This is a genomic window from Caballeronia sp. dw_276 (genome assembly GCF_018449635.1).
Classification (GTDB): domain Bacteria; phylum Pseudomonadota; class Gammaproteobacteria; order Burkholderiales; family Burkholderiaceae; genus Caballeronia.
On sequence record NZ_JAAVUV010000011.1, the window covers coordinates 185152 to 207156 of the forward strand.

A 22005-nucleotide genomic window follows, 5' to 3' on the forward strand; every position below is an offset into this window, starting at 1 on the left:
TCCTAGTTTTAGGCTCAAATCCTTGCCCAGATTCTCAGCCGTGAAACGTTGTCGTGGCGTCATTCGACTAATGAAATGGCGACTAAAGCGGAGTGACAAAGGCCTGCAAATACTTAATAAAGTTTGAATGACGAAAAAAACTGATCGACTTGCTCCGCCGGCGGCGCCTTGGTCGAGACGATCGCAACTTGGTACGCGTGCATGCCCTTCGCAATGAAACGTGCACGAATCTGGCGAGTCTCACGGTTCTGGCCGTCATCACCCGTGCCGTTCACTGCGATTTCGGAACCGGGCAGCCGGCCGCCTGCGGCAACTTCGATCTGAACCGGATGCGCAGCCGGCGCTGCATTCACGTTGCGCGCCAAACCGTGCTGGAGGAAGTCGAGGGCGGCTTGCTGCGTGGCGGCGTCGCTGTTGGGCAAGTCCACCGTTCCCACGGCGAAAACCGCGTCACCGGCTTCGGCGGTCTGCATTTTCATGTGCATCGGCTTGCCGGCGATGTCCATGTCACGCGCGTCCGAGCGGGGTTTCGCCGGGAATGTGACTTCGTAGGCGTCGTCGTTGTTCTGGATCGTGCGCCAGTCGTACGCAGGCGTGCAGGCGAGCAGCGCGGTAGCTGTAAACACCACTGACAAGGAAATGAGCAAAGATCGATTCATGGGTAATGCAGAAGGGAGAAAATGTAATTATCCGCTGCCCGGCCCGATGGCGCTGTAAGCCGCATCAGGAGCGGCTCCTCAGCAAAACGCTTTTCTGAGATTAGGGCTAAAATGCGCAGCATCCGGCCACGCCGACGCATTTGTCTTCAATCGAGCACGCTCGAGGTCTTCATGTCAGAGAATTCACAGGTTTCATCGGGGCGCAAAAGCCCGCTGCGCTATATCGTCATGGCGATCGTGGCGGGCGTGATTGCGTGTACCGGCTACTTCGCCTTCGGCGGCCAGCAACGCGTGCCGGATGCGACGTTCACCTTGTTGTCGGGGCAGAAGGTTTCGACATCGACGGATCTCAAGGGCAAGGTCTACCTGATCAACTTCTGGGCGACGAGCTGCGAAACGTGCATGAAAGAGATGCCGGAGATGATCAACACGTACAACCGCTTCAAGGGCCGTGGCCTGGAATTCGTGGCCGTTGCCATGAACTACGACGCGCCAATGTACGTGAACAACTACGCGCAGACGCGCAACTTGCCGTTCAAGGTCGCGATGGACGACGGCAGTGCGGCCAAGCAATTCGGCAATGTGCAACTCACACCGACCACCTTCGTGGTGGACAAGAACGGCAAGATCCTGAAGCGCTACGTGGGTGAGCCGACGTTCGCGGAACTCGATGCATTGCTCGACAAGGCATTGAACGCCGCCTGACATTCCCGCCTTCAAAGAAAACGCCCGGTCAGTTCCAAGCCGGGCGTTTTTTGTTGCTCAATCTCCCTTCGCTGCAAGCCCGTATCGTTTGATCTTCTCGTAGAGCGTGGCTTTGCCCAGTTGCAGCCGGTCTGCCGCCGCGGCCACCACGCCGCCGCATTGCTCGAGCGCCTCGCCAATCACCGCGCGTTCGAACTGCTCGGTGCGTTCCTTGAGCGATTGCGTGGCGGCATCGATAGGAACGCCGGTTTCATCAACGATCCCGAGCACCATCCGGTCCGCCGCGTTCCGTAATTCCCGCACGTTCCCCGGCCAATCGCGCTGCATGAGCTCTGCCCGCTGCCGGTCGCTCAGCAGCGGCGCGGCGCGCTCGTAGCGCACGGCGGCATCGAGAAGAAAATGTTCGAAGAGCGGCACCACGTCTTCGCGGCGTTCGGCGAGCGGCGGCAGCGTGATCGTCACCACATTCAGCCGATACATCAAATCGCGCCGGAATGTGCCCGCGGCAATGTGCTCCTCCATGTCGCCTTTCGCCGCGGCGATCACGCGGCAATTTGCACGGATCGGCTGGTTCGAGCCAAGCCGTTCGAGCACGCCGTCCTGCAGCACGCGCAAGAGTTTCACTTGCAACGCGAGCGGCATGCTTTCGATTTCATCGAGGAAAAGCGTGCCGCCCGACGCGTGTTCCAGCTTGCCGATACGCCGTTTCTGCGCGCCCGTGAACGCGCCGGCTTCGTAGCCGAACATCTCGGATTCGAACATCTGCTCGGGCAACGCGCCGCAATTGACTGCAATAAACGGCTTGTCGCGGCGCGGCGAAAGATCGTGGAGACTGCGCGCGATCAGTTCCTTGCCCGCGCCGGTGTCGCCGTTGATCAGCACGGAGGCATCGGTCGGCGCCACGTTTGCGATGAGTTTGCGAACCTGCTCGATCGCGGGGCTGCGGCCGATGATCCTCGGCGCCACACTGCTTTGTCCCGCGAGCTCACGACGCAACGCGCGATTTTCAAGCACCAGCTTGCGCCGTTCCAGCGCGCGGCGAACGGCTTCGATCAACCGTTCGGACGCAAACGGCTTTTCGATGAAATCGTAGGCGCCGTCGCGCATTGCCTGGACGGCCATGGATATATCGCCGTGTCCCGTGACGAGGATCACCGGCACTTCCGGCGCGCGTTCGTGACATTGCGCGAGCAGGTCAAGGCCGCTTGCGCCCGGCAAGCGGATGTCGCTGACGATCACGCCGGGAAAGCTGGCATCGATTGCACGCGCGGCGCCTTCCACGCTGCCGAACGCGGCGACATCGAAACCGGCGAGCTGGAGACTCTGCACGCTCGCGCGCCGCACCAGTTCGTCATCTTCGATAAAGATCACTTGAAGTCCTGCTGTCATGAATTCCTGCTCCTGCTTGATTCGCTCGGCCAGCACCCGGCCGGCGCTTAAGCGCGCAATAACGTGATCACGAATTCTGCGCCGTGCGATCGGTCCGCGTCGGCTTGCGTGCCGCCTTCGGGGCCATCGACTTCGATTTGCGGCGCCACGTTGCGCGCGACCAACGTACCACCATAATCGCGCGCGATCGCCGATGAAATCGCCAATCCAAGCCCCAACCCGTGCCCCATCTCCTTCGTCGTGAAAAACGGCTCGAACAGGCGCGGGAGGATATCGGGCGGAATGCCGGGACCGTTGTCGCGCACGACGATCTCGACCGTCGTCTCGTTCGTGACCAACTCGATCTCGATACGCGGAACATCGCAAGACACCACCGCGTCCAGCGCATTGCCGACCAGGTTGATCAGGATCTGCTCGAGCCGCAGATCCTCGCAGCGCACGTGGAGCGGCGGTTCATCCTGCGCGCTCAAAGCAACGATCACGTTCTTCATGCGCGGCTGGAGCATGGCGAGCACGTTGCGAAGCGCGCGGCGGACATCGGTACGCGCGTTTTTCGGCCGCGCCTTCGCCACGAACAACTTGAGCTGATTCGTGATCTTGCCCATGCGTTCGGTGAGCGCGGCGATCGCTTCGAGATTCTCGTTCGCCGCCACATGATCCCCACGTTCGATAAACACACGCGTGTTGTCCGAAAAACTGCGCAGCGCGGCAAGCGGCTGATTGAGCTCGTGCGTAATGCCCGCGGCCATTTGCCCCAAAGCGGCGAGTTTGCTCGCCTGGATGAGTTCATCATGGGCGGCGCGCAGGTCCTGCTCGGCGCGCGTGCGCTCGCTGACTTCCCTGGTCAACAACGCGTTCGCCTGCGATAAATCCGCCGTCCGCTCGGCCACGCGTTCGTTGAGTTCGGCATAAGCGGTCTGCAACAACGCGCGGCTGCGGATCATTTCGCGCACGCGCGCGCGCCGCATGCGCCAGTAGAAAGCCACCGAACACAGCGAGATGAACACCAGCGCCGTGACGATCGTGGCGCTGCGGGCGGCATCCACGGCGGGTGCAAGCGACACCATCGTCATCAAATGCCAGTCCGGTTCGCCGAGCGCGCGCTGGGTTGCGAGATAACTCGGCGCATCGCGGCCGCCGCCCACGCGCACGATTTGCGCGCCGCCTTCGAGCGTGCGCACTATCGTCATTGGCAACGGCGTCACCGGATGCTGGGCGTACTGGCGCGCCGTATAAACCGATGCTTCGATATCCTTCGGCAACGGCCGCAGCGTGTGATATTTCCACTCCGGCACGGAGGACAGGAAGATCACGCCGTGGTCATCGGTGACGAGAAGCGGTTCCGTGGAATCAACGCCTTGCAGCCATTCCAGATTCAGCTTCACGACCGCCACGCCGATGATCTCCCTGGTCCCCTCACGAAAAACCGGCTGCGAAATGAAATATCCCGGCTCCCGCGAGATGGTTCCCAGCCCGAAGAAGCGGCCGGTCCCGCCTTTGACGGCATCGACAAAATACGGGCGGAACAGATACTCCGCGCCCACGAAACTGTCCGGGCCGTTCCAGTTGCTCGCCGCCACGCAGCGCCCGTTCGCCTGGATGATGTAAGTCGCGGTCGCGCGTGCGTGCGTATTCAGGTCTTCCAGATAACGGTCGGCGCGCGCAGCGTAACGCGGGTTGGGATCGGCGAGAACTTCCTGGACGAACGGATGGCGCGAAAGCAGATACGGAAGATATTCGTAGCGGTCGAGCGTACTTTTCAGCTCTGCGGTCGTCCGGTCGACGCGCGTGGCCGCGTTCTGGCGCAGATCGTCGAGCCCGCGCTGCCACGCAATGCTCCACGTGAGCGCACACACGCCGCAAAGCGCCGCGAGAAGAACGATAAAAACCAGCAAACGCCGCGTCACGTGAACGGGTTCCAGTCGTTGAGATCCCCCGATTGTGGCACGCGCGGCTTCGAACGACGCCTCCGTTAACGCACGCGGCGAAGCATCCGCCAGAGAATGCTTCGCCGCTTTCATTGCCGTTGGTTCCTTTGTGCGATCGGTTGAATCGCTTCAGTGCTCGATCAGGAAACCGTCTCGGCTTCGGTATCGACCGCGCCGTGCTTGAGCTGGTCGCGCAGCTTGTCGCGGTCCAGTTCCTTTTCCCATGCCGACACAACCACCGTCGCCACGCCGTTACCCACGATGTTCGTCAGCGCACGGCACTCGCTCATGAACCGGTCAATGCCGAGAATCAGCACCATGCCCGACAGCGGAATGGTCGGCACCACGGCGAGCGTTGCGGCCAGTGTGATGAAACCCGCGCCGGTCACGCCGCTTGCGCCCTTCGACGTCAGCATGGTCACCGCGAGGAGCGTCAGTTGCTGCGTCCAGGTGAGATCCGTGTTGGTCGCCTGCGCGATGAACAGCACGGCCATCGTCATGTAGATGTTCGTGCCATCCAGGTTGAACGAGTAGCCGGTCGGCACCACGAGGCCCACCACCGAACGCGAGCAGCCGAGCTTTTCGAGCTTGAGCATCAGTTGCGGCAACGCAGCTTCAGACGAGCTCGTGCCCAGCACGATCAGCATCTCTTCCTTGATGTACGCGACAAAGCGCAGGATATTGAAGCCCACCATGCGCGCGATCAGGCCCAGCACCACGACCACGAAGATCACCGACGTCAGATAGAACGTGCCGATCAGCTTGAGCATGGGAATCAGCGAACCGATGCCGTACTTGCCAATGGTGAACGCCATCGCGCCGAACGCGCCGATCGGCGCCAGCTTCGTGATGATGCGCACGATGCCGAACAGGATGTGCGACAGCCCTTCGATGAAACCCGTCACCACGCGGCCCTTCTCGCCCGCCGTAGCCAGCACCGCGCCGAACAGCAGCGCGATCAGCAGGATCTGCAGAATCTCGCCTTGCGCGAACGCGGACGACATCGTGTCAGGGATGATGTGCAGCAGGAAGTCGGTCGTCGTCTGGCCGTGCGCCTTCGCGGCGTACGAAGCGACCGCCTTGCCGTCGAGCGTGGCCGGATCGATATTGAAGCCCACTCCCGGTTTCAAGATGTGCGTGGCGGCGAGGCCGAGCACGAGCGCGAACGTCGAGACGATTTCGAAGTACAGCAGCGCCTTGCCGCCCACGCGCCCGACCTTCTTCATGTCTTCCATGCCGGCAATCCCGGTCACGACCGTACAGAAGATGATCGGCCCGATCACCATTTTGATGAGCTTGATGAACGCGTCGCCGAGCGGCTTCATGTCGGTGGCGAGCGCGGGATAGTAATGCCCGAGCGCAATGCCAATGGCGATAGCCACAAGCACCTGCACATACAGGACTTTATAAAAAGGTTTCTTGACGGTTGTCACAGTTGTTCCGGGCATGGTCGGCGAGTAGCTAAAGGGTGAGACAAAAACGCGCCGGCGCTTGACTGCGGCGATGCGCGTCTGGCGTCGGCAAAATCAGGTCAGGCTGGATGGAATGGGCTTCATTTGAATCGTCTCCTGTTATTTTTCGGCTTTGTTGGCCTGCCTCTTACATTGCAAGGTCGATGCCAGTTTTTGGCACGCCTTGACCGTTGATTCCTATACGTTTTTTGTTACCTAGAAGCAGCGAGAGTCCGTGTTTCCGGAAAACCGGATAAACACAGTCCGACGATCCGGACGACATTCGGGTAATCCCTTAGAGGCTTTATCTACGGGCTTTCCCGAGGTTTTAGGCGGTTTCGGATTGCGGATCTTGCGCTCGGGAATTCCGGGCAAACAGACGTCGCCGGACATAAAAAAACCCACGTTTCCGTGGGTTCTATGCAGACGCTCGGGAGAAGCTTGAAAGCCTCAGACTGCCCCGACAAGTCCCGCGTCGTGCGCTTGTTGATCCGCGTGATAGCTCGAACGAACCATTGCGCCGACGGCCGCGTGCGTGAAGCCCATCTTGTACGCTTCTTCCTCGTACATCTTGAAGGTATCGGGATGAACGTACGAGCGCACCGGCAAGTGATGCTCGGAAGGCTGCAGATACTGGCCAATGGTCAACATATCCACGTCATGCGCACGCAGATCGCGCATTACCTGGAGAATTTCTTCTTCAGTCTCGCCCAAACCGACCATGAGGCCCGACTTGGTCGCGACTTCCGGATGCAGCGCCTTGAAGTCCTTCAGCAACTTCAGCGAATGCGCGTAATCCGAACCCGGACGCGCTTCCTTGTAAAGACGCGGCACGGTTTCGAGATTGTGGTTCATCACGTCGGGCGGCGCGGCGGTCAGGATTCCGATCGCGCGATCAAGGCGGCCGCGAAAATCCGGCGTCAAAATTTCGATACGCGTCAGCGGCGAATGCTCGCGCACCTGACGGATACATTCCACAAAATGCGCAGCGCCGCCGTCACGCAGATCATCGCGATCCACGCTCGTGATCACCACGTACTTCAACTTCAAAGCACCGATAGTGCGCGCCAGGTTCAGCGGTTCGTCGGCATCGAGCGGATCCGGGCGGCCGTGGCCCACGTCGCAGAACGGGCAGCGGCGCGTGCATTTGTCGCCCATGATCATGAACGTGGCCGTGCCCTTGCCGAAGCACTCGCCAATGTTCGGGCAGCTCGCTTCTTCACACACCGTATGCAGGTTGTGCTCGCGCAGGATCTGCTTGATTTCTGTGAAGCGCGAACTGCCGGTCGCGGCTTTCACGCGAATCCATTCCGGCTTCTTCAGCTTTTCAATGGGGATGATCTTGATCGGGATGCGCGCCGTTTTCGCTTGCGCCTTTTGCTTGGCGGTGGCGTCGTAGGGAACGGCGGGCGTTGCGCCCTGTGCAGCGATATTTCCGGTTACGTCAGTCATTCGGTCGGTCCATTCAGACGGCTTGCGTAGCCGTTCTGCGGTTGGGCGGCGGGAGCGCTTTGTCCGCCGATGTGGTGAGTAAGGTTTTCAGCCAGCGTTTGAGCCACGTCGTTCCAGCCGGCCATCACGCCGAGCGTGGCCATATCGACGGTTTCCAGTCCCGCGTAACCGCAAGGATTGATCGCGAGAAACGGTTGCAGATCCATCCTCACGTTGAGGCTCACGCCGTGATAACTGCAGCCGTTGCGGATTTTCAGGCCAAGCGCCGCGATTTTCGCGCCCGCGTGAGAATGCTGAGCGGGCGTCTCGGCGACATAAATGCCGGGCGCGCCCGCCTTGCGTTCCGTTTCCAGATTATACGATGCAAGGGTTTCGATCACGCCCTGCTCGATCCGTTGCACGAGTTCGCGGACCATCAGCTTGCGCCGGCGCAGGTCCAGCATCAGATACGCCACGACCTGGCCCGGCCCGTGATACGTAATCTGGCCGCCGCGATCGACTTTTACAAGGGGGATGTCGCTGTCGGGATTCAGGAGATGCGCGGGGTTACCGGCCAGACCGAGCGTGAAAACCGGCGGGTGCTCGACGAGCCAGATTTCATCGGCGGTTTCCGGCGTGCGGGCTTCCGTGAACGCGCGCATGGCGTCGAAGATTTCTGTGTACGGCTGGATGCCAAGCCAATTGACGTTGACCTTGGGCGTCGGCGCGCTTGAAACGCGTTCGAGGACAGCAGCGGGGGAAGTTGTTACCGGCGTGGCGGACATGATCCCGTTAGTTTACCGAAATCCCGCCGCCCTCGCCGGGGGACGAATCAAAGCGCAATCGCCCAACCTGATTTAAACCGTCCGCCAGCCCGACCGGAACCGCGCTGCGAGCCGCTCGATACCCCGAGCCAGCCAGCCAATTGCGGCTTGATCCGGGCGCGGCGCCAGCGTGAAGATCACTTGCGCCGTGCGGCCCTTTTCCGTGCTGAGCCAAAGCCGTTCACGCTGGCGCAGCTTCAGGGAATCGCCGGGAACGAGCCAGTAATCTTCAATATCGTTGCTCCGCGTGGCCCACACCGGCGCGCCTTGCACCGACAGCTTGACACTGTGACCGATGAGCATGGGCACCGTTTCGCCATCCGCTATTTCGAAAGTGATGCTTGTGGATATTTCTCGCATGACAGCCTCCGCCAAAAATCGTGTTGATGAGTAGAAGATAGACTCAGCAAGGCTTTAAGCAAAACGAGCAATTTTCTCCGGTATGTGAGTTATATTCACACATACACACATTTGAGCCGATGATCGTGGACCTACGCCAACTCCCCGCTCTCAATGCACTGCGCGCTTTCGAAGCCGCCGCGCGACACGAAAGTTTCTCTCGCGCCGCTGACGAACTCTTCGTCACGCACGGCGCCGTGAGCCATCAGATCCGGGCGCTCGAGGCGGATCTCGGCGTCACGCTCTTTGCCCGCGATGGAAAACGCGTGCGGCTGTCGGATATCGGCCGGCAGTACGCCACCGAGGTCCGCACGACGCTCGCCACGCTCGCCGAGGCCACGCGCCGCGTGCGTGCCGGGGATCGCGACCGGCGGCTGGTGGTATCGATGCTGTCGTCGTTTTCCGCACGCTGGGTGACGCCGCGCATTGGCGGGTTTATCGAGGAGCATCCGGAAATCAATCTCGAATTGCTGTCGACAAACGAGTTGACGGATTTCACGCGCGAAGATGTCGATGTCGCCATTCGTTTCGCCAGCATCGGGAAATACGCCGGATTGCATTCCGAAGAGCTGCTCGATGAAGTCTTTTTCCCCGCGTGTTCGCCGAACTTTCGTGGCGGGAAGTTACCGCGCACGCCCGCCGACATGGCCGACGCGCCCTTGCTGCGCTCGCACGACGAACTCTGGCGGCCATGGTTCGACGCAGCCGGGCTTGTGGACTTGCCCGAACCCAAGCGCGGAGTGCTGTACGAGGATTCGTCGAATTTGCTGCAGGCGGCCATTCAGGGCCAGGGGATTGCGCTCGTGCGCCGATCGCTCGCCATGCATGAAATCGTGGCGGGACGGCTTGTGAGGCTGTTCAATATTGATGGGCCGAGCCCGTGGAATTACTACTTTGTTTGTCCGCCGGCGCTGCTCGGGACGCAGCGCGTGCAGACGTTTCGTACGTGGCTGCTGGACGAAATCATGCAATTCAAACAGCTTTACGAACGCACGCCAGCCGTGTGCGACGGGCCCCGACGCACGCCCAAACCGCCGGGGGAACCGTCGCTGCAAGCGCTTAAAGCACCACTTTGACCATTGGGTGGCCGGTGAGCGCGCGATAAATATCGTCGAGATGCGCGCGGCTTTGAGCGCGCACGGTAAGCGTCAGGCCGGTGTATTTGCCACCCGACGACGGACGGGTTTCAATGCGCTCGATGTCGAACTGGTCGTCGAATTCGCGGATCACGGTGACGACGGCATCGCGGAATTCCGGATGCGTCGCGCCCATCACCTTGATCGGAAAATCGCAGGGGAAATCGAACAGGGCGTCGATATCAGGTGAGCTCATGGTGTTCTCCATCACAGGACGCCCGGGCCGTCCGGGCGTCTTACAGCAAGCATAGATGGAGCCGGATTCACCGATTCCAACTTGCCCGCTTCCCCGTTTACTTCTTCTTTTGCCACATCATCAACAGCGAATCCCACGTCCGGCCGACGAAACCGGCTTGCGGAACGTCCTGCAACGCGACCAGCGGGAATTGTGCGACTTCCTTGCCGTCGGCCATCATCTTGACGGTGCCGATCTGCTGGCCCTTCTTGATAGGCGCAACGATGCTGTCGTTGTGCGTGACGGTCGGCTTCACCTTTTCGCCCATGCCCTTCGGCACGGTGATGTACTGGTCCGTTTCCACGCCGGCCTTGAGCGCGTTTTCCGTGCCCTTGTACACGCGCGGCGAGTCGATCACCTGACCCGCCTTATAGAGACGCACCGCGTCGTAAGCCGTGTAGCCGTAGTTCAGCATCTTCAGGCTGTCCTGCACGCGGTTATGCTCTTTCGGCTCGCCCATCATAACGGCGACGAGACGGCGGCTGGCGTCGGGCACGCCTTCCAGCGGGCGCTTGGCCGTTGCGATCAGGCAATAACCTGCCGCCTTGGTATGGCCGGTCTTCAGGCCGTCGACGGTTGAATCGATCCACAGCAGGCGGTTGCGGTTCGGCTGCTTGATCTTGTTATAGGTGAAATCCTTCACCGAGAAGATGCTGTAGTACTCGGGGAAGTCGCGGATCAGGCGCGTGGACAGCACGGCCAGATCGCCCGCCGTGGTGTAGTGCTGCGGGTCGGGCATGCCGTTCACATCGGCGAAATGGGTATTTTTCATACCAATTTGCTTGGCCGCCGCGTTCATCAGCGTGACGAAGTTCCCTTCGCTTCCACCCACCAACTCGGCCAGCGCAATGGCGGCGTCGTTACCCGACTGGATGATCATGCCGTACACCAGATCGTGCACGGTCACCGGCTTGTTTGCCTCGATGAACATGCGCGACTCGTCCGTGCCCACGCGGCGCACGGCCTCGCTCGGCATGACGGTCTGGTCCATGTTGATCTTCTTCGACTTCAACGCGTCGAAGACGAGATACGCGGTCATCAGCTTGGTCAGCGACGCCGGTTCCGAGCGTTCGTCCGGGTTGCCGGAAGCGAGCACCTGGTTGCTGGTTGCATCGACGAGAACCCACGAGCGGGCCGTGACATCGGGCGGCGGAACCTGGGCGAACGCAGTTGCCGCGACGAGCGTCGCGGGCAATACGATCGCAGCAGTAACGGCACGATGAACGAGGGAGGGAGCAACGAAGGGCAAGCCGGAAGGGGAAAAGCGCATAAGTTCGGATCGGCAGAAAAGGCATCGGCGAGTCGGCGTTTTCCGGGTGTCCGAGGGAAAACGCGACTCGCGGGTTGTACAGGCGGAGGGTCAGTCCGGCGGAGCGCTTTGCTTCGATGCACGGCGCGACGATTCGTTCGGACCGACCTCCGCGCGCTTCGATACTCGAGCGGCGCATGAGCTGGACGCGATCATCGACTCAAACGGTGAATCGCGTGCTTCATGCGCAACGGCCAAGCGCCGGCCGACCAGGCGGCCGCGCAAAAGTCTGCGCCATTATACGCGTGCGCAAAGTTGCTTTTGCCGTGGAAGTGGCTTGATTTGCCGGGGATTCTTGAAAGCGAGTGTAAAAACGGACGCGGCGCAAAGCCGTTGAAAGCCTTGGCGCCGCGCGTTGAAACTGCAGAAGGTGACGGCTGGTTGAAACGTGGGCCTCAGTGGGCCTCAGTTGGCCTTAGCGCCACGCATCGACAATGATCTTCTTCAGCACATGCAGCTTTCGATGGAAGAAATGCTCGCCGCCCGGAATCACGACCACGGGCAATTCCTGCGGGCGCGCCCATTCGTAGACAGACGTGATCGGGACGGTATCGTCGACTTCGCCGTGGATCACGAGCGTGTTGTCCGGCACCTCGGCGACGGGCCAGTTGCTCGCCGCCGTGCCGACCATCACCATGCGCTCGATTGTTTCGCCCGACTCGCGCAATTGCTTCGCGACGTGCGACAGCACGAAGGTGCCGAACGAGAAACCGGCGAGCACGAGCGGGACATCGGCCTGGCCCGGCTGCGCGCGCATATGGGCGACGACTGCAAGCAGGTCGTCACGCTCGCCCGTGCCGTTGTCGTGTTCGCCTTGCGTTTGTCCCACGCCGCGAAAATTCGAGCGATACGTGATGTAGCCAAGCTGGACCATGGTGCGCGCAAGCGTCTGCGCAACCTTGTTGTCCATGGTGCCGCCATAGAGAGGATGCGGATGCGCGACGAGTGCAATGCCGCGCGAGGCGGTGCCTTCCGCCGGCCGATCCAGCGCGACGTCGATCTTGCCCACGGGGCCGTCGATCAGAAACTTTTCGGTCTGTGCGTTCATTCCCTGAGCCTCAGGCCGCCGGCTGATCGATGAGCAAACGCTCCACGATCTTGCCGTTCACCAGATGTGAATCGACGATTTCATCGATATCCGCTTCATCCACATACGTGTACCAGGTCCCTTCCGGATACACGACGATCACGGGTCCGAGTTCGCATCGTTCGAGGCATCCTGCCTTGTTTATGCGCACTTTTCCGTCGCCCGCAAGGCCGAGCTGCTTCACGCGTTTCTTCGCGTACTCCTGCATGGCCTGCGCGCCGCATTTCGCGCAGCTCGGGCGCGGGGCGTCGGGCGCGCGTTCGTTGAGGCAGAAGAACACGTGATACTTGTAGAAAGGGTCCATGTGCTTGGCCGGGGAATTGTGTGGGGGTTTGATTCGATTATAACGACCGGTGGCAACCTCAGCTTTTGACGCCGCCCCCGCGCCGCCGCGCAATAAACGCCCTCTCCGCCGTCGATGCCAGCCATCCAAGTGCGGCATACGGCCACACCCAGGCGAGCCAGTGCGCCAGACCGTTGAAATGCAGATACCGCCCCTGCCGCCAGTCCGCGACGACGATATCGAAATAAGGATTCACCGGCAGCAAGTTGACCAGCACGAGCGCGACGATCAGCGCAATGCCGGCGAGTGTTGCGCGCCACGCCCGCGAGCGCCGCAGGGAAAACAGGCCCACCGCCGTGCCTGCCGCGATGCCGTATACGGCGCCATCGGTGGCCCAGTCGAAGGTCAAACCCGAGCGCGATTGCAAGAAGGTCGCGCCGGCTTTCGCGCATAGCGTCGCGATCACGAGGCCAAGCAAAAGACGCACGCGCGGCGCGCGGGGACGCATGGGCAACGTGGTCAGCACCAGCGCCGCGAACAAGTTCAGCGATGTGATGAGCATTTCCCAGGCGTCATCGGGAAGCAGGTCGCCAAGACGCAGCGGCCATGCGGTCACGTTCCAAGCGACGGGTATCCACGAGAGCAGCGCGTCCTGCATGACGGGGTCGAGTTGCTGCCACAGCAAGCGCGGCAAATCGCCGACGGCAAAAAGAAAAGGTGCGGGGTACATTGTGGCGAAAGGCCAGAGCGCCGATAACCCCAGCATGTACGCCGCGTCACGCTCGAACCACATGAAGCGCAGGCGCCGCAACGCGCCGCGATCAAGCAGCATGCTCGTGGCCGGCGCGGTCAGCGCGGCGCCGAGCAGCGCGCCGAGCGCGTTCGCGGCGAGATCCAGATTCGACGAAACCCGCGTCGGCAAATACGTCTGCACCGCTTCCATTGCGCCCGACAACATCGCCCCGCCGATGAACGCGAAGCCCGCAGCCAGCACGCCGCGGTATCGCGGATACAACGCCAGCACGGCCAGCGCGCCAAACGGCATATAACCGAGCACGTTGGTGATGACATCGAACGCGGTGAGGTATTGCGGCAGCGGGTCGGTGAGATACGCGAACGGCCCGATGCCGAGCGAGCGCCAGCCGGAAAACGGATATAGCGAGCCGTAGACAATCAGCAGCGTATAAACGGCAAGCGCCTGCCGCGACAACGCCGACGGCCGGCGTTGCCAGTGCTTGACGATCATGCAGGCCGCCTTGAAAAATGCAGCGCTGCATTGTTCGCCCTCGACATCATTTCGATGCAACCAGCGGCTGCACGCCCAGCCACGCAGCCATTTGCGCGATCAGGTCATCGGACGCGGCGGCCAGCGCCCGGGCGCCGCCGGCGGCATCGGGCGTATAGGAAGGCGCACGCGCAATGAACGTGCGCTGGCTGACCACCTGGCCATGCTGCGACAACGTCACGCGCGCCGATACCTCGCCGTGACTCTTCTCGGGGGCATCGAAGACTTGTTCGAAGTCCGTCAGATCGACCTGCAACATGGGGGCGCGCACGGGATCGGAACCCGTCAGCACGGGACCGCGCGAGGCCAGCGCGACACGCAAACGCTGCGTCAAAAGATCGGCCGGCGACATGGTCCAGTGACTGTCGGAATAACGGCCGATGCGCTGTGCATCGGCGTATTTCAGGCGATACAGGAACGCATCCGTATCCAGATTCTTCGATGCGCTCACCGCCAACACCTTCACCGGCGGCATGGGCATGGTGTTGCCGAGCGGCGCGGGGTCGCCGAGGTCGTATCGAATATTCGATATCGCTGCAGGCGGCCCCGAAGCGCAACCGGCAAGCACTGCGGCCAGGGAAACAACAATAAAACCGGAGCGCGCTCGCGGCAGCGGGCGCACAGCGCGCTTGACCAAGCGCTTCGCCTGCAAGATCGTGTGTGGCATCTCAGTTTCCTGATTCAATTTGCAATAAAGCCCGGATGCCGAATGCAAGGTGCTGCGGCATCGGACACGAGGTTTACTTCGACGGCGCCGACGGCCATTTGAAACCCGGCTCACCCGGACCCGGCTCGGGCTGCGGCGAGCCGAACAGCACGCTGCGCGGGTTGCGGTTGAACGTGTCCGCAGCGCGATCCACAGAACGCGCCGCACTGCCCACGTCATCGGCCAGCGAATTCACGCGCGGCAAGGTTTCATAGCCGACTCGCGCCGACATCTCCTGTAACGACTCGCTCACTTCGTTCAGCACGCGGCCAGCGCGTTCAGCCGCGTCGCCCGCCTTGTTCATGTTGGTGACAAACGGACCGTCGGCGCGGCTCAGGTTGTTCGCCAGCGCGTTCGTGGAAGCGAGCGTGCGGTCCAGTTGAGTCAGCGTGCGCGGCAATTGTTCCGCCACCGGCGCCACTTGCTTGCTCAACAACGCAATGCCGTCCGCCGCGCCTTGCAGGCTTTTGGTGGTTTGCATCACCTGATCGCGCATGTCGTCGGACAGGAATCTGTCAGCGTCGTCGGCAATGCGTTCAAACTTTTTGATCAGGATGTCACCGCGCTGCTGCAACTGGTCGAACAAACCGGGACGCAAGGGCAGCGAAGCCACCTGAGCCGCCGATGACGGCAGCGGCGCGGGGTCCTTGCCGGTATCGTCGAGTTGCACGAACGCAATGCCTGTCACGCCCTGGAACCCGAGCGTGGCAAATGTGGATTGCGTGATCGGCGCGGTTTTGTCGACCATGATGCGAATCCGGATCTGGCCCGGATGGCCCTGATCGAACTTGATGGACTGCACCTTGCCTACTCCCAGGCCGCGATAGCGCACGTCGGCGTCGGTATAGAGCCCCGTCACGTTGGTCCGCGCGACCAGGTCGTACGGCACGCGCACCGTGCGGTCGACGTTGAAGAAGAACACCGCAACGCCGATCGCGACCATCAGTCCGATAGTGAATAGACCGGCCAAAAACGCATGGGATTTGTTTTCCATCAGCAGGTTCCTTTGTTACTGCTTACTGCCTGAGCGCAATACGAAGCCGCTCATGAGAACGCCTAGAGCGTCGGGCCGCATGGCACATCTTCGAGCGCGACCGCCGGTAACCTTTTGCGTCGTTCGGGTGGGAGCGCCTGCAACGCGCGCCTGCCGCGCCGCCCGAGAAAATACTCGCGGATAAACGGGTGATCGACCGCTACCGCTTCTTCGACCGGCGCCGCCACCAGCACGCGCCGGTCGGCGAGCACCGCAACGCGCGTGGAAAGCGCGACCATGGTGTCCAGATCGTGCGTGACAAGAACCACGGTCAACCCCAGCGCGCGATGCAGCGTGGCGATCAGGTCGACAAATTCATCCGATGCCTTCGGGTCGAGCCCGGCCGTGGGTTCATCGAGAAAAAGCAGTTCAGGTTCGAGCGCGATTGCCCGCGCAATGCCCACGCGCTTCACCATTCCGCCCGATAACGCCGAGGGCATCTTGCTCATGTTCTTGCAGGAAAGCCCGACCATCTCGAGCTTGAGCATGACAAACTCGCGGATCAGGTCTTCCGGGATCTTGCCGAGTTCGCGAAACGGCTGCGCGATGTTGTCGTACACCGACAGCGACGAGAACAACGCGCCCTGCTGGAACATCATGCCGGAGCGGGTGCGCAGCATCCGCGCGGTTTCCTCGTCCATCTTCGCCCACTCTTCGCTGAGCACGCGGATCGTGCCGGACGTGGGGGATTCGAGTCCCAGCATCTGCCGCACGAGCGTGGTCTTGCCGGAACCCGAACCGCCGAGCAGCGCGAGGATTTCGCCGCGCCTCACTTCGAGGTTCAGATGCTCGTGAATCACCGTGCTGCCGTAGCGCTTGGTCACGTCCACGACTTCGATGACAGGCTCCGCCGTCACCGGAGTCGGCTTGTCGCGAACGGCCGAAGCAAGCGTTGCCGACATCAGATTCCCACCCTCTGGAAAAGGATCGCGAACACGGCATCCGCCAATATCACGATGGTGATGGACGACACCACCGAGGTCGTCGTGCCTTCGCCGAGACTTTGCGAATTCGCCTTGATACGAAAGCCGAAATGACACGCGGCCAGCGCGATCAGCATGCCGAAAACCACGCCCTTGCCAAGCCCGATCCACAAGTTAGCAATGGGCACGACCGACGGCAGCGAGCGCGCAAAAAACGACAAATCGATACCCAACACCAGCTTCGCCGCCAGCGCGCCGCCAAGCAGCGAAACCATGTTGGTCCACATCACCAGCAACGGCATGGCAATACCCAGCGCCAGCACCCGCGGCAGCACGATGCGCAAGCCGTGCGGAATGCCCATGACCTGCATGGCGTCGAGTTCCTCCGTCACACGCATCACGCCGATCTGCGCGGTGATCGCAGACCCCGAGCGCCCGGCGACCAGAATGGCCGACAGCACCGGCCCCAGTTCGCGTATCACCGACAACCCCAGAATATTCACGATGTACTGGTTCGCGCCGAACATGCGCAATTGTTGCGCGGACAAATAACTCAGCACGATACCGATCAAGAACGCGACCAGCGCCGTAATGCCCAGCGCCTGCGTACCGGCGCTATAGATGTTCGCGGAAATCTCGGTCCACGGAATCCGTTTCGGACGACGCACCAGGCCGATCAGATCCAGCACGAAGCCGCCGAACATCGCAAGGCCACCGGCAAGATGCTCGAAGAACGAAAACAGGATCAGCCCGAAACGCGTGATGGGATCCGTTCGATCCACAACCTCGGGCTCTTCGCGATTTGCATCGAGCAGAGCGACGCGTTCAAAAATTTCCCGCTGCGTAGCTGAAAGCGAAACTTGCTCCGGCAGCTTCCTGCCCCAGACGCGCCACAACGCCTGTCCGCCCACGTGATCGAGCCGTTCGACCGGGAGCAGATCCCATTGCTTGATTGCCTCCTGACCAACGCCGCGCAACCGCTCCACCACGCCGCGCTTGGTCGTTGCGTGATCGCGCGCCAGTGCGAGCGCCGTCCACTGGCCGGAAAGCCGGACAACCTTGCCCTGCTGGCCGGCCTCGACCTTGAGGCCAGGCGGAGTATCGAAGTTCAAGGCTCTAAAACGCTCGCAGTAGGGTTTCAGGGAGCACTCATTGTAGCGAAGCTATTCTGGAATCTCGCGAAAGGCGACCGCGTTAGCCATTCGTCCGGGTTTTCCGCGCTCTGCCCCGTGCAACAACCGTCGCGAAGGTTTCCGGCGGCGCGCCCGGGTCCGCCACATCGCTACAATGCGCATATGAACTCATCCAATTCGTCTTTTCCTCTCGATGCCGCCTGGCGTATCGACCGCGAGCGGCTCACGCAGCTGGCCGCGCGGCCGGTGCGCGACTGGTCGATCGAGATCGTCGATGAAACGGGCTCCACGAACGCCGACCTCATGGCGCAGCTCAAGGCGCAGCCGCGCAACCAGACGTCTGCATCAGTGCCGGACTCGTTCTCGGCACGTTCCACGCTGAAGGCGGCCAATGGCGCCCCGTTCGTGCGCGTCGCGTACTTGCAGACCGCCGGGCGCGGCCGGCGCGGGCGCGCGTGGATTGCGCAGCCGGGCAACGCGCTGACGTTTTCCGTCGGCTGCGTGTTGCCGCGGCCGCTGGAAGGGCTGGCGGGTTTGAGCCTCGCGGTCGGCACCGCCGTGCTTGACGCGCTGAACACGTTGCCGCTGTCGGCATCGGCGAGACTTGCGCTGAAATGGCCGAACGACATATTGCTCGATGACGGCAAGCTCGCCGGCATCCTGATAGAAACCGCGTGGAACACGCCACGGGCGAGCGCCGTGGTGATCGGCATTGGAATCAACCTCCACGGCGCGGCGGAACTGGCGGCCGAACTGAACGAAGCTCAGCGCCGCAACGCGCTTCCCACGCCGGGGAATACACCAGCATCGTTGTCACGGGCCTGGGCCGACGCAAACCTCACCGATACCCTCGCCGCTGTCCTGAACGCGCTGGACGTTACGCTCGCGCGATTCGCCGCCGAGGGCTTCCGCCCATTCCGCCAGCAATGGCTGGCGGCGCACGCGTATGCAGGGCGCGAGGTCGTATTGCTTGAGCAGGGCGTGGAGGTCGCGCGCGGTCTGGCAGTGGGTATCGACGATAACGGCCAGTTGCAGATCGATACCGCCACCGGACTCAGGACCGCCAGCAACGGCGACGTCTCGTTGCGGCTTGCGGAGCAACGTCCGTGAACGAAGCGCCGTTTTTGCTTATCGATGCCGGCAACAGCCGGATCAAGTGGTCGATCGTGACGGCCATTGGCGAGACGCTGCATGAAGGCGCCTTCGAGCACAGCGACCAGAGCCTGCCGGACTGGCCGGGTGCCGTGACGCCGGCAAGTGCGTGGATTTCGAACGTGGCGGGAGCGGCTGTCACTGCGCGGATATCCGGTTTGATTGATGCAGTCTGGCCCGGCTTGCCGCATAAGCTCGTCCGCGCCCAGGCGCAACAATCGGGCGTGACGAACAGCTATTCGGAACCGTCATCGCTTGGCAGCGACCGCTGGTGCGGCATGATCGGCGCGCACGCCGCGTATCCCGGCGAAAACCTGTTGATCGCGACCTTCGGCACGGCGACAACGCTGGAAGCGCTGCTCGCGGACGGCACCTTCACCGGCGGCCTGATCGCGCCCGGCTGGCAATTGATGATGCAATCGCTCGGCAGTCATACGGCGCAGTTGCCCACCCTTCTCCCCGATACCGCCCGCCACGCGCTCGCGTCATCCGGAAGCGTTTTCGCAACGGATACGCGCGCGGCTTTATCGACGGGATGTTTGCTGGCGCAGGCCGGATTGATCGAGCGCGCGTGGCATGATCTGCGCGCGCAATGGAGCGTCGATTTTCGCCTGATCCTCGGCGGCGGCGCAGCCAGCGAAGTGGCGGGCGCGTTAAAGGTGCCGCATACTCGACACGACTCGCTGGTGCTCGCCGGACTCGCATTGATTGCGCGCGAGAGCGTTGCGCCTTCTGCACCAAACCGTTCAACCAACTGATGGAGCGCTATCAATGTTGCGCTGGCTGATCGCCCTATTGTTTCTCGCAAACCTGCTGATGTTCGTGGTCGTGCAAGGCGTGTTCGGACCGTTGCCGTCGGCCGGCGGACGCGAACCGCAACATCTCGACCGGCAGATTCATCCGGAACTCGTCCGCGTACGTCCGATCAGCCCTGAAGAAGCGGCTGATCAGGCTGTGGTTGGCGGTCCAGCGCCGGCGGCGGCGGTTCAGGCCGCGCCGCTTTCGCAGTAAAACGCCAGGCGCTCAACCCTGCGTGCGCACTTTCTTGAGCAGCGCGGTTGTTGAGCGATCATGCTCGAAGGGAATGGCGAGCGCCTTGCCGCCCCAACTACGTACCAACGCGGATTCGGCGAGCGTGTCCATGTCGTAATCGCCGCCTTTCACGAGCACATCCGGATGCAGTTCGCCGATCAGTTCAAGCGGCGTGAACTCTTCGAACTTCACCACCCAATCCACGCTTTCCAGCGCAGCCAGCAGCGCCATCCGGTCATCTTCGCGATTGATCGGACGGTCGTCGCCTTTGCCGAGCAAACGCACCGACGCGTCGCTATTCACGCCCACGATCAAGGTTGCGCCCAGCGCTTTGGCATCGGCGAGATAAGTCACATGTCCGCGATGCAGGATATCGAAGACGCCGTTCGTGAAGACCACGGGCGCGGTCAGTTGCGGGCGCAACGCGGCAAGCGCTTCGCGCGTCATGATCTTGCGTTCGAAAGGAGCGGCCATGGCAGGAACAATGAGGAATCGGGAAGGTGCGTAGTGTGCCACGCACCCGGTCGCGCTTCGAAAACAAAACAGCCCGCGGGTCGTCGACCAGCGGGCTGTTTATTCACCGATTAAGCAAAGCTCAGGCGGGCTGTTCCGACGGACCTTTCGCCGCCTGCAGCCGCAACACCACTTCCTTGCGATACCGGTTCAGTTCCTGAGCCGTCAGGAAGGAACGCTCGAACAAGATGGACAGGTTGTGCAGAATCCGTTCGACAACCTTCTTCTCCCAGCTGTCGTCGAAGCGAATCTGGTCGTCGAGCCAGCGTTCGAGCCATTCCGGATCAGGCAGGCGCGACTGGATGGTATCGCGCGGAAAGAGCGCCTGATTCACGTGGAGATTGGTCGGATGCAACGGCTTTTCCGTGCGTCGCGCCGACGCCATCAGAACACCGATCTTCGCAAAAGCCGCACGCGCGATGTCGCCGGTCTGCACCATCGCCTTTTTCATGTAGCGCAGATACGCGCCGCCGTGACGGGCTTCATCGCGGGAAATGGTTTCGTAGATATGCTTGATGACCGGCTCGGTATGCCATTCAGCCGCGCGCCGGTACCAGTGGTTCAGGCGGATCTCGCCGCAAAAATGCAGCATCAGCGTTTCAAGCGGCGGCGCCGGATCGAACTCGAAGCGCACTGCGTCGAGTTCAGCTTCGGTGGGCACCATTTCCGGCTTGAAGCGGCGCAGATATTCCATGAGGACGAGCGAATGTTTCTGCTCTTCGAAGAACCACACGCTGATGAACGCGGAGAAGTCGCTGTCATTGTGGTTGTCGCGCAGGAACATTTCCGTGGCGGGCAACGCAGACCATTCGGTGATGGCGTTCATCTTGATGGTCTTGGCTTGTTCGTCGGTCAAGAGCGCCGAGTCAAACTTGTCCCAGGGAATGTCTTTCTCCATGTCCCAACGAACCGATTCAAGCGATTTGTACAGTTCTGGATAAAGCATCGTGTTCATAGTCCACCCCTGGTTTGCAACATAGTGCGACGATTCTGTCTGTTGTTACTGTAGCCAGCCCGCGCGATGACGCGCGCCGCCAGCAGCGAAGCTTTCAATTTTACGCGGGAATCAGGCGCCCAGATGCAAAAGCGGTAAAGAAGCGCCTGTCGCGTCCATCTGCGACGATTTGCCCGTTGCCATTCCGCCGCACTGGACGGGAAGCAATGTCTACCGTGGGTGAGGAGCGAACCCTGTGCCTGAGGTAAGTACGAAGCGCGAGCTATTTGAAGCTCGATTGAAACTATTTAGAGACTTCTTAAAAGCTGTTCCGGGCGTTCGTGCAACAGCGTCCGAGCATGCCTTTCAGTTATGACAGGCGCAAGACGTGTGCCGTTCCCTTGCATGCGTTGGTAAGAACCCGCGGATGCCGCCTGCAAGCTCCGAAAGCAACTACA

The 22005-nt window shown here is 61.5% G+C and carries 23 protein-coding genes; 5 read left to right on the forward strand and 18 right to left on the reverse strand.

The window, feature by feature from the left end; all coding sequences use genetic code 11:
- Positions 1 to 113: 113 nt before the first annotated feature.
- The gene (locus HB633_RS22845; protein ID WP_213780404.1) at positions 114 to 659 is read right to left on the reverse strand and encodes a hypothetical protein; all 546 of its coding nucleotides are present in this window, start codon (positions 657 to 659) and stop codon (positions 114 to 116) included.
- 171 nt (positions 660 to 830) lie between these two features.
- On the opposite strand from HB633_RS22845, the gene HB633_RS22850 reads away from it, so the two are divergent.
- Positions 831 to 1364, forward strand: a complete 534-nt coding sequence (locus HB633_RS22850; RefSeq protein WP_213780405.1) for a TlpA disulfide reductase family protein — start codon at positions 831 to 833, stop codon at positions 1362 to 1364.
- A 57-nt stretch (positions 1365 to 1421) separates the two neighbouring features.
- Here the strand turns inward: HB633_RS22850 and HB633_RS22855 are convergent, their stop codons facing one another.
- The 6 genes from HB633_RS22855 to HB633_RS22880 form a co-directional block, all read right to left on the reverse strand.
- Positions 1422 to 2753, reverse strand: a complete 1332-nt coding sequence (locus HB633_RS22855) for a sigma-54 dependent transcriptional regulator (RefSeq protein WP_213780406.1) — start codon at positions 2751 to 2753, stop codon at positions 1422 to 1424.
- Between the two features lie 47 nt (positions 2754 to 2800).
- On the reverse strand, positions 2801 to 4774 hold the full coding sequence (locus tag HB633_RS22860) for a sensor histidine kinase (RefSeq protein WP_213780407.1): 1974 nt from the start codon (positions 4772 to 4774) through the stop codon (positions 2801 to 2803).
- A gap of 47 nt (positions 4775 to 4821) precedes the next feature.
- Complete coding sequence (locus tag HB633_RS22865) at positions 4822 to 6114, reverse strand: dicarboxylate/amino acid:cation symporter (protein ID WP_235527547.1); 1293 nt, start codon at positions 6112 to 6114, stop codon at positions 4822 to 4824.
- Positions 6115 to 6582: 468 nt separating this feature from the next.
- Positions 6583 to 7584 (reverse strand): lipoyl synthase, encoded by a 1002-nt coding sequence (lipA, locus tag HB633_RS22870; protein ID WP_056358143.1) that lies wholly within the window; start codon positions 7582 to 7584, stop codon positions 6583 to 6585.
- Entirely contained in the window at positions 7581 to 8348 is a 768-nt protein-coding gene (gene lipB, locus HB633_RS22875) for a lipoyl(octanoyl) transferase LipB (RefSeq protein WP_213780408.1), read from the reverse strand. Before lipB ends, lipA begins: the two co-directional genes overlap by 4 nt.
- A gap of 72 nt (positions 8349 to 8420) precedes the next feature.
- A complete protein-coding gene (locus tag HB633_RS22880; protein ID WP_213780409.1) occupies positions 8421 to 8747 on the reverse strand; it encodes a DUF2917 domain-containing protein in 327 nt (108 codons plus the stop codon).
- Positions 8748 to 8872: 125 nt separating this feature from the next.
- On the opposite strand from HB633_RS22880, the gene HB633_RS22885 reads away from it, so the two are divergent.
- Positions 8873 to 9862, forward strand: coding sequence for a transcriptional regulator GcvA (locus HB633_RS22885; RefSeq protein ID WP_213780410.1), 990 nt, complete (start codon positions 8873 to 8875; stop codon positions 9860 to 9862).
- Here the strand turns inward: HB633_RS22885 and HB633_RS22890 are convergent.
- The 9 genes from HB633_RS22890 to HB633_RS22930 form a co-directional block, all read right to left on the reverse strand.
- The gene (locus HB633_RS22890; RefSeq protein ID WP_056358839.1) at positions 9846 to 10118 is read right to left on the reverse strand and encodes a DUF493 family protein; all 273 of its coding nucleotides are present in this window, start codon (positions 10116 to 10118) and stop codon (positions 9846 to 9848) included. The genes HB633_RS22885 and HB633_RS22890 overlap by 17 nt on opposite strands.
- A 97-nt stretch (positions 10119 to 10215) precedes the next feature.
- The gene (locus tag HB633_RS22895; protein WP_213780411.1) at positions 10216 to 11427 is read right to left on the reverse strand and encodes a D-alanyl-D-alanine carboxypeptidase family protein; all 1212 of its coding nucleotides are present in this window, start codon (positions 11425 to 11427) and stop codon (positions 10216 to 10218) included.
- A 454-nt stretch (positions 11428 to 11881) separates the two neighbouring features.
- Positions 11882 to 12514 (reverse strand): alpha/beta hydrolase, encoded by a 633-nt coding sequence (locus HB633_RS22900; protein WP_213780412.1) that lies wholly within the window; start codon positions 12512 to 12514, stop codon positions 11882 to 11884.
- Between the two features lie 10 nt (positions 12515 to 12524).
- A complete protein-coding gene (locus tag HB633_RS22905) occupies positions 12525 to 12857 on the reverse strand; it encodes an NAD(P)H-dependent oxidoreductase subunit E (RefSeq protein WP_056358159.1) in 333 nt (110 codons plus the stop codon).
- 58 nt (positions 12858 to 12915) lie between these two features.
- Positions 12916 to 14082, reverse strand: a complete 1167-nt coding sequence (locus HB633_RS22910) for a VanZ family protein (RefSeq protein WP_213780413.1) — start codon at positions 14080 to 14082, stop codon at positions 12916 to 12918.
- 46 nt (positions 14083 to 14128) lie between these two features.
- Positions 14129 to 14788, reverse strand: a complete 660-nt coding sequence (locus HB633_RS22915; protein WP_213780414.1) for an ABC-type transport auxiliary lipoprotein family protein — start codon at positions 14786 to 14788, stop codon at positions 14129 to 14131.
- Positions 14789 to 14861: 73 nt separating this feature from the next.
- Complete coding sequence (locus HB633_RS22920) at positions 14862 to 15821, reverse strand: MlaD family protein (RefSeq protein ID WP_213780415.1); 960 nt, start codon at positions 15819 to 15821, stop codon at positions 14862 to 14864.
- Positions 15822 to 15883: 62 nt separating this feature from the next.
- Positions 15884 to 16762 (reverse strand): ATP-binding cassette domain-containing protein, encoded by an 879-nt coding sequence (locus HB633_RS22925; protein WP_213780416.1) that lies wholly within the window; start codon positions 16760 to 16762, stop codon positions 15884 to 15886.
- Positions 16762 to 17895, reverse strand: a complete 1134-nt coding sequence (locus HB633_RS22930; RefSeq protein WP_213780417.1) for an ABC transporter permease — start codon at positions 17893 to 17895, stop codon at positions 16762 to 16764. Before HB633_RS22930 ends, HB633_RS22925 begins: the two co-directional genes overlap by 1 nt.
- Before the next feature lie 183 nt (positions 17896 to 18078).
- On the opposite strand from HB633_RS22930, the gene HB633_RS22935 reads away from it, so the two are divergent.
- The 3 genes from HB633_RS22935 to HB633_RS22945 are packed head-to-tail and all read left to right on the forward strand — an operon-like array spanning position 18079 to position 20079.
- The gene (locus HB633_RS22935) at positions 18079 to 19026 is read left to right on the forward strand and encodes a biotin--[acetyl-CoA-carboxylase] ligase (protein ID WP_213780418.1); all 948 of its coding nucleotides are present in this window, start codon (positions 18079 to 18081) and stop codon (positions 19024 to 19026) included.
- A complete protein-coding gene (locus tag HB633_RS22940) occupies positions 19023 to 19826 on the forward strand; it encodes a type III pantothenate kinase (RefSeq protein ID WP_213780419.1) in 804 nt (267 codons plus the stop codon). Before HB633_RS22935 ends, HB633_RS22940 begins: the two co-directional genes overlap by 4 nt.
- A 13-nt stretch (positions 19827 to 19839) precedes the next feature.
- Positions 19840 to 20079 (forward strand): hypothetical protein, encoded by a 240-nt coding sequence (locus HB633_RS22945; protein WP_213780420.1) that lies wholly within the window; start codon positions 19840 to 19842, stop codon positions 20077 to 20079.
- 12 nt (positions 20080 to 20091) lie between these two features.
- Here HB633_RS22945 and rfaE2 read toward each other — a convergent pair whose 3' ends face one another.
- Positions 20092 to 20574, reverse strand: a complete 483-nt coding sequence (gene rfaE2 / locus HB633_RS22950; protein WP_213780421.1) for a D-glycero-beta-D-manno-heptose 1-phosphate adenylyltransferase — start codon at positions 20572 to 20574, stop codon at positions 20092 to 20094.
- A gap of 121 nt (positions 20575 to 20695) precedes the next feature.
- On the reverse strand, positions 20696 to 21568 hold the full coding sequence (locus HB633_RS22955; RefSeq protein WP_213780422.1) for a ferritin-like domain-containing protein: 873 nt from the start codon (positions 21566 to 21568) through the stop codon (positions 20696 to 20698).
- Positions 21569 to 22005 lie beyond the last annotated feature (437 nt).